Origin of the sequence: Flavisphingomonas formosensis (genome assembly GCF_009755815.1) — a bacterium.
In the GTDB taxonomy this organism is placed as follows: Bacteria; Pseudomonadota; Alphaproteobacteria; order Sphingomonadales; family Sphingomonadaceae; genus Flavisphingomonas; species Flavisphingomonas formosensis.
This window is the reverse complement of the sequence record NZ_WRPK01000001.1, coordinates 808,216-823,594: the sequence shown is the minus strand read 5'-3', so window position 1 is coordinate 823,594 and position 15,379 is coordinate 808,216. Positions and strand designations below refer to the sequence as shown.

General features: G+C 65.6%; 11 protein-coding genes and 1 tRNA gene. 6 read left to right on the top strand and 6 right to left on the bottom strand.

The genetic code is table 11. The annotated features are described in order from the left end of the window. Window positions 1–42: 42 nt before the first annotated feature. Genes GQY20_RS04030 through GQY20_RS04020 form a run of 3 tightly spaced genes read left to right on the top strand, consistent with a single transcriptional unit; the run spans window position 43 to window position 3,706 of the window. Window positions 43–1,749 carry an Hsp70 family protein gene (locus GQY20_RS04030; RefSeq protein WP_157215714.1) on the top strand — a complete coding sequence of 569 codons (1,707 nt, stop codon included), beginning with the start codon at window positions 43–45 and terminating at the stop codon, window positions 1,747–1,749. Continuing rightward, window positions 1,746–3,545: a hypothetical protein gene (locus GQY20_RS04025; protein WP_157215713.1), complete on the top strand. Its 1,800-nt coding sequence runs from the start codon at window positions 1,746–1,748 to the stop codon at window positions 3,543–3,545. The genes GQY20_RS04030 and GQY20_RS04025 overlap by 4 nt, the downstream gene beginning before the upstream one ends. Beyond that, window positions 3,545–3,706, top strand: a complete 162-nt coding sequence (locus GQY20_RS04020; RefSeq protein WP_157215712.1) for a hypothetical protein — start codon at window positions 3,545–3,547, stop codon at window positions 3,704–3,706. Before GQY20_RS04025 ends, GQY20_RS04020 begins: the two co-directional genes overlap by 1 nt. A gap of 40 nt (window positions 3,707–3,746) precedes the next feature. Here the strand turns inward: GQY20_RS04020 and lepA are convergent, their stop codons facing one another. Continuing rightward, window positions 3,747–5,540 (bottom strand): translation elongation factor 4, encoded by a 1,794-nt coding sequence (gene lepA, locus GQY20_RS04015; RefSeq protein WP_157215711.1) that lies wholly within the window; start codon window positions 5,538–5,540, stop codon window positions 3,747–3,749. 115 nt (window positions 5,541–5,655) lie between these two features. Next, window positions 5,656–5,862: a hypervirulence associated TUDOR domain-containing protein gene (locus tag GQY20_RS04010; RefSeq protein WP_157215710.1), complete on the bottom strand. Its 207-nt coding sequence runs from the start codon at window positions 5,860–5,862 to the stop codon at window positions 5,656–5,658. A 116-nt stretch (window positions 5,863–5,978) separates the two neighbouring features. Here GQY20_RS04010 and GQY20_RS04005 point away from each other — a divergent pair, with 116 nt between their 5' ends. Together GQY20_RS04005 and GQY20_RS04000 are read left to right on the top strand one after the other, a co-directional pair. Then, window positions 5,979–7,277, top strand: a complete 1,299-nt coding sequence (locus GQY20_RS04005; protein ID WP_157215709.1) for an FAD-dependent oxidoreductase — start codon at window positions 5,979–5,981, stop codon at window positions 7,275–7,277. 94 nt (window positions 7,278–7,371) lie between these two features. Beyond that, a tRNA-Pro gene (locus GQY20_RS04000) sits at window positions 7,372–7,448 on the top strand. Window positions 7,449–7,893: 445 nt separating this feature from the next. On the opposite strand, the gene GQY20_RS03995 is transcribed toward GQY20_RS04000, so the two are convergent. From GQY20_RS03995 to GQY20_RS03985, 3 genes are all read right to left on the bottom strand, one after another. Next, window positions 7,894–9,285, bottom strand: a complete 1,392-nt coding sequence (locus GQY20_RS03995) for an NAD(P)(+) transhydrogenase (Re/Si-specific) subunit beta (protein WP_157215708.1) — start codon at window positions 9,283–9,285, stop codon at window positions 7,894–7,896. A gap of 1 nt (window position 9,286) precedes the next feature. Next, the gene (locus GQY20_RS03990) at window positions 9,287–9,580 is read right to left on the bottom strand and encodes an NAD(P) transhydrogenase subunit alpha (protein ID WP_232475874.1); all 294 of its coding nucleotides are present in this window, start codon (window positions 9,578–9,580) and stop codon (window positions 9,287–9,289) included. A 246-nt stretch (window positions 9,581–9,826) separates the two neighbouring features. Beyond that, window positions 9,827–10,711, bottom strand: a complete 885-nt coding sequence (locus GQY20_RS03985) for a helix-turn-helix domain-containing protein (protein ID WP_157215707.1) — start codon at window positions 10,709–10,711, stop codon at window positions 9,827–9,829. A 241-nt stretch (window positions 10,712–10,952) separates the two neighbouring features. Between GQY20_RS03985 and GQY20_RS03980 the strand changes: the two genes are divergently transcribed. Next, the gene (locus GQY20_RS03980; protein WP_157215706.1) at window positions 10,953–12,563 is read left to right on the top strand and encodes a glucan biosynthesis protein; all 1,611 of its coding nucleotides are present in this window, start codon (window positions 10,953–10,955) and stop codon (window positions 12,561–12,563) included. A 5-nt stretch (window positions 12,564–12,568) separates the two neighbouring features. Here GQY20_RS03980 and GQY20_RS31915 read toward each other — a convergent pair whose 3' ends face one another. Then, window positions 12,569–15,376 carry a TonB-dependent receptor gene (locus tag GQY20_RS31915; RefSeq protein ID WP_332836075.1) on the bottom strand — a complete coding sequence of 936 codons (2,808 nt, stop codon included), beginning with the start codon at window positions 15,374–15,376 and terminating at the stop codon, window positions 12,569–12,571. Between the last annotated feature and the right edge of the window lie 3 nt (window positions 15,377–15,379).

Sequence of the window (15,379 nt, the reverse complement as noted above, 5' to 3'; positions counted from 1 at the left end):
GGGGGCTTTCCGGCTAGACCGGCCCCGGGGCGAGGGGTTTCGATGATCATAGGAATCGATCTCGGCACGACGAACAGTGCCGTGGGCATCTGGCGCGACGGCAAGGCGGAACTGATTCCCAACGCGCAGGGCGATCTGCTTACGCCCTCCGCAGTGAGCCTCACCGAGGACGGCACCGTGCTCGTCGGCATCGCCGCCCGCGACCGGATGGCAACGCACAGCGGCCGGACCGTCACGGCCTTCAAGCGCCGCATGGGCACGCAGCAGACGGTGAAGCTCGGCAAGACCGAATTCACCGCCGAGGATCTCTCTTCGCTGGTGCTCCGCAGCCTCAAGGCGGATGCCGAGGCTTATCTAGGCGAGACGGTGACGGGTGCGGTCGTCACCGTTCCGGCCTATTTCAACGACAAGCAGCGCAAGGCGACGCGCCGCGCTGGCGAGCTGGCCGGGCTCAAGATCGAACGGCTGCTCAACGAACCCACCGCCGCCGCCCTCGCCTACGGCATTCAGGACCGGGAGGAGAAGGAGCCCTTCCTGGTCTTCGATCTGGGCGGCGGCACCTTCGACGTCTCGATCGTCGAGGTGTTCGACGGCATCGTCGAGGTCCGCGCCTCGGCCGGCGACAACCGGCTGGGCGGAGAGGATTTCAACGCCTGCGTCGCCGCCATAGCGCGGCCACGCATGGATCCGGACGGGATACTCTACCGCCTGCCCGCGGCCGACCAGACGGCCCTGCTTTCCGCGGCGGCGGAGCGTACCCGACGTGCGCTGAGCGAGGCCGACCGGGCCGAATGCATCGTGGTTGCCGAAGGCCATCGGCTCGGCACCGAAGTGACCGCGGCCGAGTTCGAAACCGCCGCCGAACCGCTGATCTCACGCCTGCGCGAGCCCGTGCTGCGCTCGCTGCGCGACAGCGGCATCCGCGTCGAGACGCTGAGCGAGATCGTGCTGGTCGGCGGCGCCACCCGCATGCCGATCGTGCGGCGCGCGATCACCCGCATGTTCGGCCGCTTCCCCAACACGGCGGTGCATCCCGACCACGCCATCGCGCTCGGCGCCGCCGTGCAGGCCGGTCTGCTGGCGCGCGACAGTGCGCTGGACGAAGTGCGGCTGACCGACGTCTGCCCCTTCACCCTCGGCGTCGACCACACCGAGATCGACGCGCGCGGCAACTATCATCAGGGGCTGTTCTCGCCCATCATCGAGCGCAACACGCCGATCCCTGCCAGCCGGATGAAGCAATATCGGACGATCTCCGATAATCAGCGCGAGGTCCATTTCAACATCTACCAGGGCGAGGCGCGCGAGGTATCCGGCAATGTGAAGCTGGGATCGCTCCGCATCCCGGTGCCGCCCCGGCGGGCCGGCGAAGTGGTCGTCGATTGCCGCTTCAGCTACGATACGAGCGGCCTGCTCGAGGTGGACGTCGCCGTGCCGCTGACCGGCGAATCCCACAATCTGCTGATCGCGGACGAGGCGGATGCGATGACGCCGGCAGAGCTGGAGAAGCGGCGCGAGACATTGGCCGCGCTCAAGATCCACCCGCGCGAGGATCAGGAGAATGCCGCGCTGCTGGCACGCGCCACCCGCTGCTACGAATCCTTCCTGGGCGATGCGCGCCACGCGATCGGCCAGTGGATCACGGCGTTCGAAGCCGTGCTGGACGGACAGAATCTGCGCGCCATCGCCCAGGCGCGCGAGGAACTGACCCGCCAGCTCGATGCCCTGGAAGGCGAGCGTTTCCTGTGAGACGCGGCGGCTATTGGGCCGAGCTCGGCATCGATCCCACCGACGATGCGCGCGCGATCAAGCGCGCCTATGCCGGCCGGCTCAAGCAGATCGACATGGACGCCGATCCGGACGCCTATATCGCGCTGCGCGATGCGCGCGACGCGGCGCTCGCGGCCGCCGCAGCGGGTCTGATCGACGTCGGCGGCCATGCGGACCAGGACAATGCCGGGATCGAGGTCCCGCAAGTCCCGAACCGCTTCGATCCGACGCTGCTCGCCACCCTGCCCCCGATCGTCGTCGTCAGCGGCTTCGGAACGCCCACGCTGCTGGCCTTCTACGGATCGCTGCCGGAGGGGCTTCGCGTTGCCCTGCCGGCCGCGCCTCCGGACGGAGAATGGCTGTATCGGCGCGAGCCCGTGGCCCATGCGGCGGAGGGCGAAATCGAGCCGACGCCTCTCGCAAATCGGTTGCGGCTCACCGCGCCCACGGTGGATCCCACCGGCCTCGCGCCCGGCGACATCATCATCGCCCCGCGCGAGCAGGCGACCGACTATCAGGCCCATTATGATGCGCTCCTTGCGATCCTGCGGCCCAATGACGAACAGCATCCTGCCGCGGATTTCGCCGAGCAATCGGCGATGCAGCATCATTTCACCACCCTGCTCGGCGATCCGCGCATGCAGGAGATCGGCTTCTTCGCCGAAGCCGAGCGCTTCTTCGCCGGCCTGATCGCGCGCGCCGCGCCGCGATCGGACGCGCTGCTCGAACGCGCGGCAAGCCATTTCGGCTGGTCGGAAGACGCCGACACGGTGGACCAGTCGGCAGAGATCGCCTGGAACATCGCCCGGCGGAAGACGCTGCGCTTCCGCGACGAGATGAGCCAGCGCAGCCATCCGTATCACCGCGAATGGCGCGAGCTGACGACGCCGGCCAACGAACATTCGAAGCGCAACCGGAGCCTGTCCCGCAAGAAAGTGCGGCAGTTCCTCGCGACGATCCGCCGCGATCATCCCAGCCTGGAAAGCGATTTCGACTGGTATCGCGTCGCCATGTGGGAAAAGGATATTCCCGCCGCCGGCAAGTTCGGTGGCTTGGCGGTCGCGCTCTACATCCTCTTCACGATCATTCGCATCGCGGCCAACGACACATCCCATCCGCCTTCGCAGCCCGTCACGTCACCGCCCGTCTCCGGTGGTCTGGAAGCCCGCTATGCCGACATCGACGTGGCGCTTGAGCAGAATTTCGGCGACGCGCTGAATGCATCGACGCTCCGGGACGACAATCCCAAGTTGTACGCGCTTCTCGATGACCGGTGGTCCACCGCCGCGGCAGCCGGCCGATCGCGCATGGATTTCGCCGACGAGATCGGGAAATTGCTATTCGCCCGCTTCCGGTCCGATCTCGACCGCGCTCCCTATCCTCTCGTTTCTGAGTATCGTCGCATTTCCCTGGAGCGGCTCAAGCTGGCACGAACAAATGGTTGGGACACTTGCGACGCCGTCTTGAGCGGCCGGCCGTATCTAGGTTTTGTCGTTTCGGACGAACTGTTGAAGCGATACAGGTCCGCCGTGGCACAGGTGCTGCTGAAAGTGGATGATGGCGGGAGCCTACCGGCAACGAATGGGCAATTCTCGGTATCGACGAAAGTGCTCGACGCCGCTGCCAAGCAAGCGGGGCTCACGCATGAAGCCATGGTCGATGCGCTGCGGGACGTCGGCACCAACGAGGCGCGCTGCAATGCCAGGATTGCTCTCACCGACGTGGCATTGACGCTCCCCCGCAAAGAGGGGCTGCCATTGCTCCGTGGAATGTGATGTCCGAAGGCGATGTCCCGACGATCCGGCCGCTGAAAGACCCGGCCGGAGAGAAGCGCAAGCTACACGAATTGGTCGAGCGGCTGCGGGCATTGCCTCATCCGGACGAAGTCGAACAACGCGAACTGATCGAATTTCCGGATCGGCCGGGTCTCTATTGATACCGATTCTCTGTAGAGCGCCCTTGGCGCCGAGAAGAAATTACCCCTCGTCCCCCATGCGAAGCGCGGCGATGAAGGCCTCCTGCGGGATCTGCACGCTGCCATATTCGCGCATCCGCTTCTTGCCTTCCTTCTGCTTCTCCAGCAGCTTCCGCTTGCGGGTGATGTCGCCGCCATAGCATTTGGCGGTCACGTCCTTGCGCAGCGCCGCGATCGTCTCGCGCGCGATCACCTTGCCGCCGATCGCCGCCTGGATCGGGATCTTGAACAGGTGCCTGGGGATCAGGTCCTTCAGCCGCTCGCACATGTGCCGTCCGCGCGCCTCGGCCGCGGAGCGGTGGACGATCATGCTGAGCGCATCGACCGGCTCGTTGTTGACGAGGATCGACATCTTGACGAGATCGCCCTCGCGATAGCCGGTCTGGTGATAGTCGAAGCTCGCATAGCCGCGGGTGATCGATTTCAGCCGGTCGTAGAAATCGAACACCACCTCATTGAGCGGCAGTTCGTAGGTCACCTGCGCACGGCCGCCCACATAAGTCAGGTTCTTCTGGATGCCGCGGCGATCCTGGCAGAGCTTGAGGATCGAGCCGAGATATTCGTCAGGCACGTAGATGGTCGCCTCGATCCACGGCTCGTAGATCGATTCGATCCGGCTGGGATCGGGCATGTCGGCCGGGTTGTGCAGCTCCAGCTCGCCCGCCCCGTGGGTCAGCACGATGCGGTAGACCACCGAAGGTGCGGTGGTGATCAGGTCGAGATCATATTCGCGGGTCAACCGCTCCTGGATGATCTCCAGGTGCAAGAGGCCGAGGAAGCCGCAGCGGAAGCCGAAGCCGAGCGCGGCGCTGGTCTCCATCTCGAAGGTGAAGCTGGCATCGTTGAGGCGCAGCTTGGAGATGGATTCGCGCAGCTTCTCGAAATCGTTGGCATCGACGGGGAACAGGCCGCAGAACACCACCGACTGGACTTCCTTGAAGCCGGGCAGCGCCTCGGCCGCGGGCTTGCGCGCATCTGTGATGGTGTCGCCGACCATCGTCTGCGCGACTTCCTTGATCTGCGCGGTGATGAAGCCGATCTCCCCAGGCGACAGCTCGGTCAATTGCTCGATCTTCGGGCGGAAGCAGCCGACGCGGTCCACGAGATGCGTGGTGCCGGCGTTCATGAACTTGATCTGCTGGCCCTTCTTCAACACGCCGTCGACGACACGCACGAGGATGACGACGCCCAGATAGGGATCGTACCAGCTGTCGACCAGCATCGCCTTGAGCGGCGCCGTCGCATCGCCCTTGGGCGGCGGGATCTTGGCGACCACCGCGTCGAGTATCTCGTCGATGCCGATGCCGGTCTTGGCGCTGGCGAGCACCGCCTCCGAGGCGTCGAGCCCGATCACCTCCTCGATCTCGGCCCGCACCTTCTCGGGCTCGGCCGCAGGCAGGTCGATCTTGTTGATAACCGGCACGATCTCATGGTCATGCTCGATCGACTGATAGACGTTGGCGAGGGTCTGCGCCTCCACGCCCTGCGCCGCATCGACGACGAGCAGCGCGCCTTCGCAGGCGGCGAGGCTGCGGCTCACCTCATAGGCGAAGTCGACATGGCCGGGCGTGTCCATCAGGTTGAGGACATGCCCCTTCCAGTCGAGGCGCACGGTCTGCGCCTTGATCGTGATGCCGCGTTCCTTCTCGATATCCATGTTATCGAGCACCTGCGCGGACATCTCGCGCTCGGAAAGGCCGCCGGTGCGCTGGATCAGCCGGTCGGCCAGGGTCGACTTGCCATGGTCGATATGCGCGATGATCGAGAAATTACGGATCTTGTCGAGTGGAGTCATGGCGGGCCGTTAGCGTAAAAGCGCGCCGGGGGTAAGCCCGTCGCGCAACGGGCGCGCATCCACGGCAGAAAGATGCCCGCAGAAAGATGATCTGCCAGAATCTGTTCGCGCGGCGTCAGGCCTTCCTGAGCGCCTTAGCCTTGTGCGCCGCTCGTTTGCCGTCGCCAGTCTCGACGATATATTCGGGATTGTCCTTCGATGCGGCCACCTTGTGGCCCTTGATCGTCATCGGGCGGGTCTGCTTGCGGACCACCTTGCCCTCGGCGGTACCGCCATGGCTCTTCCAGCGTACCGCGTCGCCCTTATGCAGTTCCTTGGCCATGCTATGCCTCCGTGGCCATCAATGCACGGCCGCAGACAATGTTTCGCCAAATGCCGGCTTGCCCTCCCGGGCCGCGGGTCTAGCATCCGTGCCAAAAGCAGAGGAGAGCAACCGGCATGCGCCAGATCGCCGTAATCGGTTCGGGCCCCGCGGGCTATTATACCGCGGAAGCCTGCCAGAAGCAGTTCGGCGGCGACGTCGCCATCGATATCATCGACCGGCTTCCGGTTCCCTACGGCCTGATCCGCTTCGGCGTCGCGCCGGACCATCAATCGATCAAGGCCGTCTCGCGGCGCTACGAGGCGGTCTCCCTCAGCAACAATGTCCGCTTCGCCGGTAATGTCTCGGTCGGCGAGCATGTCTCGATCGCGGAGCTCAAGGAGCTGTACGATGCAGTCATCCTGGCAACCGGCGCTCCGGCAGACAGGCCGCTCGGCATCCCCGGCGACGATCTGCCGGGCGTGATCGGATCGGCGGCATTCGTCGGCTGGTATAATGGCCATCCGGAATTCACCCATCTCGATCCGCCGCTCGACATCCGCGACGTCACGGTGATCGGCAACGGCAACGTGGCGCTGGATGTCGGCCGGATCCTCGCCAAGACACCCGAGGAATTCACCGGATCGGACATCGTCAAACACGCCTTCGACGCGCTGGGAAAGAGCGCGGTGAAGCGCGTGACCTTCGTCGGCCGGCGCGGTCCGCACCAGATCCAGATGACACCCAAGGAGTTGGGCGAGCTCGGCCATCTCACCCGGGCCGCACCGTTCGTCGACCCCGCTGACCTGCCGCCGATAGAAGCGGATGCCGCACTGGAGCCGGGCCAGCGCAAGTCGGTCAACCATCTGCGCGATTTTGCCGCCCATCCGCGCGCGGCGGAGGTGGAGGTGATCTTCGATTTCTTCGCCAAGCCGCTGCGCGTGGAGGGCGACGGCAAGGTCGAGCGTCTGATCGTCGAGCGGACGCATCTCACCGCGGAGGGCAATGCCGAGGGCACGGGCGAGATCTACGCCATAGACTGCGGCATGGTCGTCTCCTGTATCGGCTATCGCACGCCGCCGATTCCCGACGTGCCCTATGACGAGCGCGCCGGCCGATTCGCGAACACCGACGGGCGAATAGCAGACAATCTCTATTGCGTCGGCTGGGCGCGGCGCGGCCCGACCGGCACGATCGGCACCAATCGGCCGGACGGCTTCATGATCGCCGAGACGATCGCCGCCGATCAGCCCGCGCCAACGCCCGGCAAGAAGGGTGGCGCCGGCCTGGACGCGTTGCTCGGCGAGCGGGGCGTGGACCAGGTGAGCTTCGAGGAATGGCAGAAGATCGAAGCCGCGGAGAATGCGCGCGCCCGCGATGGCGCGCCGCGCGAGAAGTTCGTCGAGGTCGCCGAAATGTTGGCTGCAAGAAGCTGAAGAAAGGTGCTTGAACGGCGCGGAAGCCACGGCTATAGGCGCCGCTCTTGGCTCAACCGGTCGGCTCCCGAGGCCACTTCAGACCGGACTCCGTCGGGGAGTAGCTCAGCCTGGTAGAGCACTGTCTTCGGGAGGCAGGGGCCGGAGGTTCGAATCCTCTCTCCCCGACCATTTTCCTGCCGCTTCGCTTGGGAAGCGTGCAGGGAAGCGGCCCTGATCCCGCCCTTTTCAAGCTTTCGGCCACGCCGCAGACCGCAGTATATCCTTGTGGCGCCGATGATCGGCCTGCGGCTGCCCGTACCCCCGATGCGCCCTTGGCCAGCCGGACCCCGACGCAGAGACCGCCACGCGCCTGTGGAGCCTCATTGGTAGGCTATGATGGCCGGCAAGCCCATCAGGGCCGCATCCGCCTGCGGGCCTGCGACCGGTCATGGTATCCCCTATCGTAGAGGGAGCGGCGCGCTACCTCCACGCGAAGCCGGGATCGCAGGCGATTGCTCCGCTGCTCCGGCCTCGGCGATTTGCCGGCACCGCGATTGGGTGCAAAAAAACGGCCCCCGCGCGAGGCGAGAGCCGCTTCGATGGAAATAGCGGAGCTTGTGCCTGCGGCGCGGGCTCAGTGGCCTCCGCCGCCGGCGAGCTCCTTCACCATGTCCGCAGTCACCGCCTTGGCATCGCCGAACAGCATCTGGGTATTCTGATTATAGTAAATCGGATTGTCGATGCCGGCGAAGCCCGCATTCATGCTGCGCTTGATCACGAACACCGTCTTGGCCTTGTCCGCCTCGATGATCGGCATGCCCGCGATCAGGCTCTTCGGATCGTCGCGCGCCGAGGGGTTCACCGTGTCGTTGGCGCCGATGATCAGCGCCACGTCGGTCTGCGGCAGCTCGGGATTGATGTCCTCCAGCTCGACGAGCTGCTCATAGGGCACGTTCGCTTCGGCCAGCAGCACGTTCATATGGCCGGGCATGCGGCCTGCGACCGGATGGATCGCGAACTTCACGTCGACCTTCTTCTTGGTCAGCGCCTGATAGAGCTCGCTCACCTTGTGCTGCGCCTGGGCGACGGCCATGCCGTAACCGGGGATGATCACGACGCTGTCCGCATTCTCCAGCACCATCGCCGCTTCCTCGGCCGAGGCCGAACGGACCGGGCGATCGTCCTTGCCGCCGGCGGAGCCTGCCGCGAGCGTTCCGAAGCCGCCGAACATCACATTGGCGAAGGAACGGTTCATCGCGCGGCACATGATCACCGCGAGAATGAAGCCAGACGCGCCGTCCAGCGCGCCCGCCACGATCAGCAGCTTGTTGCCGAGCGCGAAACCCATCGCGCTGGCCGCAAGGCCGGCATAGCTGTTGAGCAGCGCGATCACGGTCGGCATGTCCGCGCCGCCGATGGGGATCACCAGCAGGATGCCGAACAGCAGCGCCAGGCCGACGAAGAGTGGAAACAGGGCCGTGTTGGTCGGCGCGAAGATCAGCGTGATCGCAACGCCGAGCGCCGCCGCCGCGATCAGCGCATTCACCACCCGCTGCCCGCCGAAGATGATGGGTCGGGTCGGCATGATCTCCTGAAGCTTGGCGAAGGCGATGACGCTGGCCGTGCAGGTGAGGAAACCGAGCAGCATCTCGAGCATCAGCGCCCAGAAGACGAAGCTGCCCGGCGCCGCGACGTGCGCATATTTATAATATTCGGCGGCGCCGATCAGGCCGACGGCAAGCGCGCCGAAGGCGTGGCTGATCGCGGTCCGCTGCGGAATCGCGGTCATCGGCATCAGATAGGCCATGGGTACGCCGACGACCGTGCCGATCGCCATCGCGATGAGGATCAGGTTGTAATCGACGATCTCATGATGGACGAGCGTGCCGATGATCGCGATCACCATGCCGATCTCGCCGGCGCGCACGCCTCGGCGCGCGGTCGATGGATGGCTCATCCACATCAGCGCCAGGATGAACAGCGCGCAAGTGGCGATCAGAGAGAGCTGGACGATGAGCTGTTCCATCTCAGCCGTCCTTCCGCTTGAACATCTTGAGCATGCGATCGGTGATCAGGAAGCCCGAGACCAGGTTGATCGTCGCGGCGAGCACGGCGACGAAGCCGAGCGTCTTGGCCAGCGGCGTCGCACCTTCCTCACCCGTGATCGTGATGGCGCCGACGATCACCACCGCCGCAATGGCGTTGGTGAGAGACATCAGCGGCGAATGCAACAGCGGCGAAACACGCTTAATAAGCTGGAAGCCCAGGAAGGCCGCCAGCATGAAGACGAAGAGATAGTCTGGATTGAAACCATCCACCATGCGAACCTCGAATTGCTCGGGGCCATGTGTTCGACACGCATGTCTCCCCCCCAACATGGTTCCGATGGACGATGACATGCCCCTACGTCAACCGGACTGGGTCCGTCATCATCCTATCAAAATGATTTACTGACTCAAAAAAACTGCACCACGTTGCAATAATAACCGTTAAAATTGCACGTCGTTGCAATTATGCCACGCGATGTGTCTGCCCGCTCGCCGAGCATGGGCGGAAAGCGCGGCAAATCAGTGTAGCCGCCCGGCCGCGCCGCTGCCTGATTCGGACCGGCGCAGAAACCGGAAACGTCCAGGCGTCTGTCCGGTCTCGTGCCGAAAGGCGGTGGAGAAGTTCGCCGCGCTCGAAAAACCGAGGCGCCACGCGATTTCCTTGAGCGGCAGATCGCCCTCCGCCAGCAGCTGCTGCGCCCGCAGCAGCCGCCATTCGATGAGATAACGCCCGAGGCTCTGGCCCGTCGTCTGGCGGAACAGCTTGGCGAAATAATGGGTGCTGTAGCCGCACAGCCGGGCCAGGTCGGCGGGCTGCGGCATACCCGCCTCCACCGCGTCCAGATATTCCTCGATCATGCGCAGATGGCGGGGCTCCATGACGTGGCGATCATTGGCCAGATCCGACGGAATGGCGCGAAAAATCTGCCGCGCGCATTCGACCAGCAGCAGCGAAGCGATCGAATCGATTACGATCTGGCCGCCGAATCCGGGATGCTGCGCCTCCTGGATCAACCGCCGCATCAGCGCGCCGATCGCGACGTTGCCTACGTCCAGGGCGCGACACAGCTCGGCATCGGTGAACTCCTCGGCCGGCGACAGCAGCTCCTGGTACAGCCGCCGATCGAAGATGCAGCGCGCCGCCTTGATCCGCCCGCCGGTGCCGCGGCCGAGCAGCTCACGGTCCGGCGGCAGGATGAAGGTGCGTCCGATCTCGGCATAACCCGATCCGCGCGAACCGGCGAAGCGGCCCTCCTGGCGATAGGAGCGAGGCATGAACATCATCGAGAGCACCGGCTGCGGCGCCGTCCAGGCGAGCTCGACAGGTTTCGGCCATTCCGCCTGCGCCAGCTCGAAGCGGCAGGACGGCGTGTCGACGCAGGTCACGGTCTCCAGCAGGCCCATATCTCTCTCCCTCGGCTCACGCCGGACCGCGGCGCCGATTCTTCCGGTTTGCCGCTCCCCCATCTATGTCGCCGGTAGGCGCATTCGGCAATCTGGCCCTTCTTTTGCGCCATGTGGGCGAGATTTGCGGTGTCGACTGCCGTGTCCCCGCTCGACAAGGGCGCGCGGAGGCTTCACCACCCCCGCGCATTTGTGCAGCGCAAGGGGCCGCCCCCGACGCCCGAACCGCCGACGGAGACCTATGCAGAACCGCCGAACCTTCCTCGCTCTTTCCAGCGCCACCTTCGCCGCCGCCTCGCTCGGCGGCATCGCCGAAGCCGCCCGCGGCGGCGGCCTGCGCTATGGCAAGCCGGCGCCTTTCTCTTTCGACACACTGATCGCCGAAGCGCGCGCCGCGGCCGGCAAGCCCTATGCGGCGCCCCACGCGGCACTGCCCGACGCGCTGCTCGACCGGATCGACTATGCCGCGCTCGGCCATATCCAGTTCGATACCGATCACGCGCTCTATCGCGATGGCCCCGGCCAGTTCCCGGTCACATTCTTCACGCTCGGCCGCTTCTTCCGCACGCCGGTACGGATGTACGCGCTCAGCGGCGCAGGCGCGGGCGCCAGCGCGCGCGAGATCGTCTACGACAGCAGCTATTTCTCCATGCCCGCGAACAGCCCCGCGCACGCGCTGCCGACGAATGCGGGCTTTGCCGGCTTCCGTTTCCAGGAAAGCCGGCACGGCGACCAGAAGGCGCTGGACTGGCGCCGCAACGACTGGGTCGCCTTTCTCGGCGCCTCCTATTTTCGTGCGATCGGCGAGCTCTACCAATATGGCCTCTCCGCGCGCGGCATCGCGATCGACGTCGCCGTGCCCGACCGCCCGGAGGAGTTTCCGGCTTTCACCCGCTTTTATTTCGAGCCGCCGGCGGACGGCAGCGACACCGTCGTCGTCCACGCCTTCCTCGAGGGGCCGAGCATCAGCGGCGCCTATCGCTTCACCATGCGTCGCGACAAGGCGGTGGTCACGGACGTGGAGGCGCACATTTTCCTGCGCCGTGCGGTCGAACGGCTTGGCCTCGCGCCGCTCACCTCCATGTACTGGTTCTCCGAGACGGTGAAGCAGACCGCGATCGACTGGCGGCCGGAGGTCCATGATTCGGATGGTCTCGCGCTCTGGACCGGAGGCGGCGAGCGCATCTGGCGGCCGCTGGTCAATCCGCCGGCGACCACCGCGTCCGCCTTCGGCGACACCCATCCGCGCGGCTTCGGGCTGATGCAGCGCGACCGGCTGTTCGATCATTATCAGGATGGCGTGCGCTACGAGAACCGGCCGAGCCTCTGGGTCGAGCCGCTCGAGGATTGGGGCGAAGGCTCCGTCCAGCTGATCGAGATCCCGACCGACGACGAGATCAACGACAATATCGTGCTGGCGTGGGTGCCCAAGGCGCCGGCGCGGGCGGGATCGAGCTATCATCTGCGCTATCGGCTCCACTGGACGGCGAACGATCCCTTCCCGCCGAACATCGCAACCTGCGTCGCGACGCGGATCGGGCGCGGCGGCCAGCCGGGGCAGCCGCGGCCAAAGGGCCGGGAGAAGTTCGTGGTCGAATTTTACGGCCAGACACTGGCAGGTCTGCCCTTTGGCACCCTGCCGGAGGCGGTGCTCTCCTCATCGGCCGGGAGCTTCTCCGACGTGTTCACCGAGGCCGTGCCGGACGGCGTCGCCGGCCACTGGCGCGCGCAATTCGATTTCGCACCCGCCGGCCCCGGGCCGGTGGACATGCGTCTCTATCTGAAGCTGGGCGACCGGACGCTCAGCGAGACCTGGCTCTACCACTATGACCCGGCCAGCCTGAAAGGCTGAGCAGGTCAGAACAGCAGCTTGCGGATCGACAGGCGGATCTGCCGGCCAAGCGGATCCAGATAGTCGGGCTGGTAGCTGAGCGGCGTCTCGCCAGAGGCGTCGCGCACGCGAATGCGCTGGTTGGTGAGGTTGGTGACCGACAGCGTCACCCGCATGCCCCGCGCCCAGCGATTCTTCATCAGCGAGGGTATCTGACCGAGATTGGCGAAGAGCCGCAAATTGGCCGTGCCGAGCGAGGAGAAACGCAGATCGCCGAGCGCGCTGCTGCCGGTGCCGCCGGTGACGGTCGTGCCACTCTGCCAGTTCACGCTCAGTCGCGCGCCGAGGCCGTTGTTGGAATAGCCTGCCTGCACCTCCACCTTGTGGCGCGGCGCGCCGCCCGAATTGCCGGTGGCGCCACCGTTCAACAGATCGATCACCGGCACGCCTTCGCGCACCAGCATGTCGTCGCGGAACAGCCAGGTGTGATAGACGGCGAATTGCAGCGCGCCGCCCCCACCGCCACCGCGCCCGCCGAAGCCGCCGCGCCCGCCGCCAAAGCCACCGCCTCCGCCCGGGCCTCCGCCGCCCGGCCCCCCGCCGGCATTTGCACCGCCCTGGCCGCCGCCTGCCGTGCCGCTGCCGCCTGAACCGGAGCCGCCCGCGCCGAAATTGCGATTGGCTTCGCCGCCGGGTGGTCCACCTTCCGCGCCATCGCGCCGGGGGAACTGCAATGCGCCGGATTCGCGCAGCGCCCGGAAAGCGTCGATCACCTTCTGGCTGGTCTTCAATCGCTTCGAGAAATTGAAGCCCCAGCGCAGCTGCTCGCGATCCTCGCGCGCGAAATTGACCGGCCGATTGTCGATGGTGACGAGATTGCCCTCATCGTCGCGGATGAAATGATCGGGGAATGCCGCCTCGATCTGCGCAGTCGGCGCCGGCAGCGAGGCGATCGCGTTGCGGATGCGGCTGCGAATATAGTTGGCGGTGAAGCTGAGATCGGTGGATTTGAACGGCTTGAAGGTAAAGCCGAGCTTGGTGATGCGCCGATCGTCATGCTTCAGCGACGCATTGCCGCCATCGATCTGGGTGACGCTGGCCGTTTGCCCGCGCACATAATCGAATACGCGCACGTCGAACGTCTCGACCTGCGGGTTGCCGAGTTGCTGCACCGTCGGCGCGCCCTGGTCGTGCGTCACCGACCAGATGAGGGTGAGGTTCGTGCGCGGCTTCCAGGTGACGCCGTAGCCGATCGTGGTGAGCGTGCCGAAATCCGAGACACGATCGATCGCGCCGTTGAAATTTGCCGAGAGGTCGCCGATCGCGGCGAGGAAATTGTTGCGCCGGCTGGTGATCGGCAGGTCAAGGTTGATCTGCGCGTTGGCATCGTTGCGCGACAGGTTGACCGTGCCCGACCTCGTCGAACGCGTGTCGAACCAGCTCGCCTCGTTGCCGAACTTGATCGAGGTCGAGAGATCGCCGGCCGGCACCGAAGCCAGCTTGCCCATTAGCACGGCCTGGATGTTGCCGGTGTTCGACGTGGCATGGGCCTTGTCCGCCGGCAGCATGCCGATCAGGTTCGACGGCAACGCGCCGAAGGGGTTCAGCGTCAGGCTGAGCGCATCGAGCTGATCCTGGATGGCGGAGACGTCGACGCCACGCTGCGTAGTCGTGCGGGTATCGCTGAAATCGTAATTGCCCGTGACCGTCCAGCGCCATTTCGCGAGATCGCCGTTGAGCGTGAAGCCAAGATGCGCCGTCTCGCCGGCTACATGCTGGCGCAGCGCGGTACCGTCCAGATATCGATTGAGCAGGACGTCGTTCGAGAAGGGCGAGAAGGGATCGCCCGCCGGTACGGTCAGCAACGTGCTTGCGGGACCGCGCAACGCCGTGCTGCCGCTGGCGCCGAAGCTGCCGTTGATCGTGGCCGAGACATTGCCGAAGATGGTGCGGGCGAGCACCGCATTAGCCGAGAACTGGTCGCTGGCCGGGCTGAGCGTGCGCGCACGGGTGATGTCGCTCATATCGACCCGGCCAGCGGTGGCCGCAAAATCGGCGAGCGTCGGCATGGTGTTCGGCACGCCGGCAATGCTGGGCGCCCCTCCAACGAGCGCGCTGAGCGCCGGATCGATCGCACCACCTCCGGCACCGGTGACGTTGCCGGCATAGGCATAGGGCGAGCGGCCTTGATCCGCGATGTCACGCTGGCTTTCGAGCAGCCGCGCGCTCGCCTGATAGTTGAGGTCCAGGGTAAAGCGGTTGTCGCCGCGGATGCGCAGCAGGCTGGCATCGGCCTTGCCCGTCTCCCCGCCGCCGTCGGTCGTGGTGGTGCCGTTGAACTCCCCGGTCAGCGCGCGGAAGCGGCGGCGGAGCACGACGTTCACCACCTTCTGGTTCGCCGGATATCCATATTTGAGCGCCACCTCCTCCGGCAGGATCTCGACGCGCATGATCGCCTCGGTCGGGATGTCGCGAATTTCGGACAGGCTGGAGATGCGCTTGCCATTCAACAGCACGACGGGGGATTCCCCGCCCCGCCCCCGGCCGCTTTCGGTCTCGGGCGACAGTTCGTTGAGCAGATCCGTGATCGTGCTGACGCCGTAGGAGCGGATTTCGGCCTGCCCGATCGTCACCTCGGGCGGGATATCGCCGATCACCGATCCGGGCAGCTTCTGCCCCGCGCCGTTGACGACGATGGTATCCTCATCCTCATAGTCCGTCGACGGCTTGTGCGCGGACGATCGCTGTCCTTCTGCTCCCCCCTGCGCCTGAAGCGCGGCCGGTATCGCGCCGGCCAGCAGTATCATTGCCGTCGACGCACGCAATCTGATCACGCG

Excerpts from the sequence above, each read along its gene's own strand:
- GQY20_RS03980 (WP_157215706.1), top strand. The coding sequence starts at position 10,953 with ATGCAGAACCGCCGAACCTTCCTCGCTCTTTCCAGCGCCACCTTCGCC.
- GQY20_RS04005 (WP_157215709.1), top strand. The coding sequence starts at position 5,979 with ATGCGCCAGATCGCCGTAATCGGTTCGGGCCCCGCGGGCTATTATACC.
- GQY20_RS04020 (WP_157215712.1), top strand. The coding sequence starts at position 3,545 with ATGTCCGAAGGCGATGTCCCGACGATCCGGCCGCTGAAAGACCCGGCC.
- GQY20_RS03985 (WP_157215707.1), bottom strand. The coding sequence starts at position 10,711 with ATGGGCCTGCTGGAGACCGTGACCTGCGTCGACACGCCGTCCTGCCGC.
- GQY20_RS03990 (WP_232475874.1), bottom strand. The coding sequence starts at position 9,580 with ATGGTGGATGGTTTCAATCCAGACTATCTCTTCGTCTTCATGCTGGCG.
- GQY20_RS04030 (WP_157215714.1), top strand. The coding sequence starts at position 43 with ATGATCATAGGAATCGATCTCGGCACGACGAACAGTGCCGTGGGCATC.
- GQY20_RS04010 (WP_157215710.1), bottom strand. The coding sequence starts at position 5,862 with ATGGCCAAGGAACTGCATAAGGGCGACGCGGTACGCTGGAAGAGCCAT.
- GQY20_RS03995 (WP_157215708.1), bottom strand. The coding sequence starts at position 9,285 with ATGGAACAGCTCATCGTCCAGCTCTCTCTGATCGCCACTTGCGCGCTG.
- lepA (WP_157215711.1), bottom strand. The coding sequence starts at position 5,540 with ATGACTCCACTCGACAAGATCCGTAATTTCTCGATCATCGCGCATATC.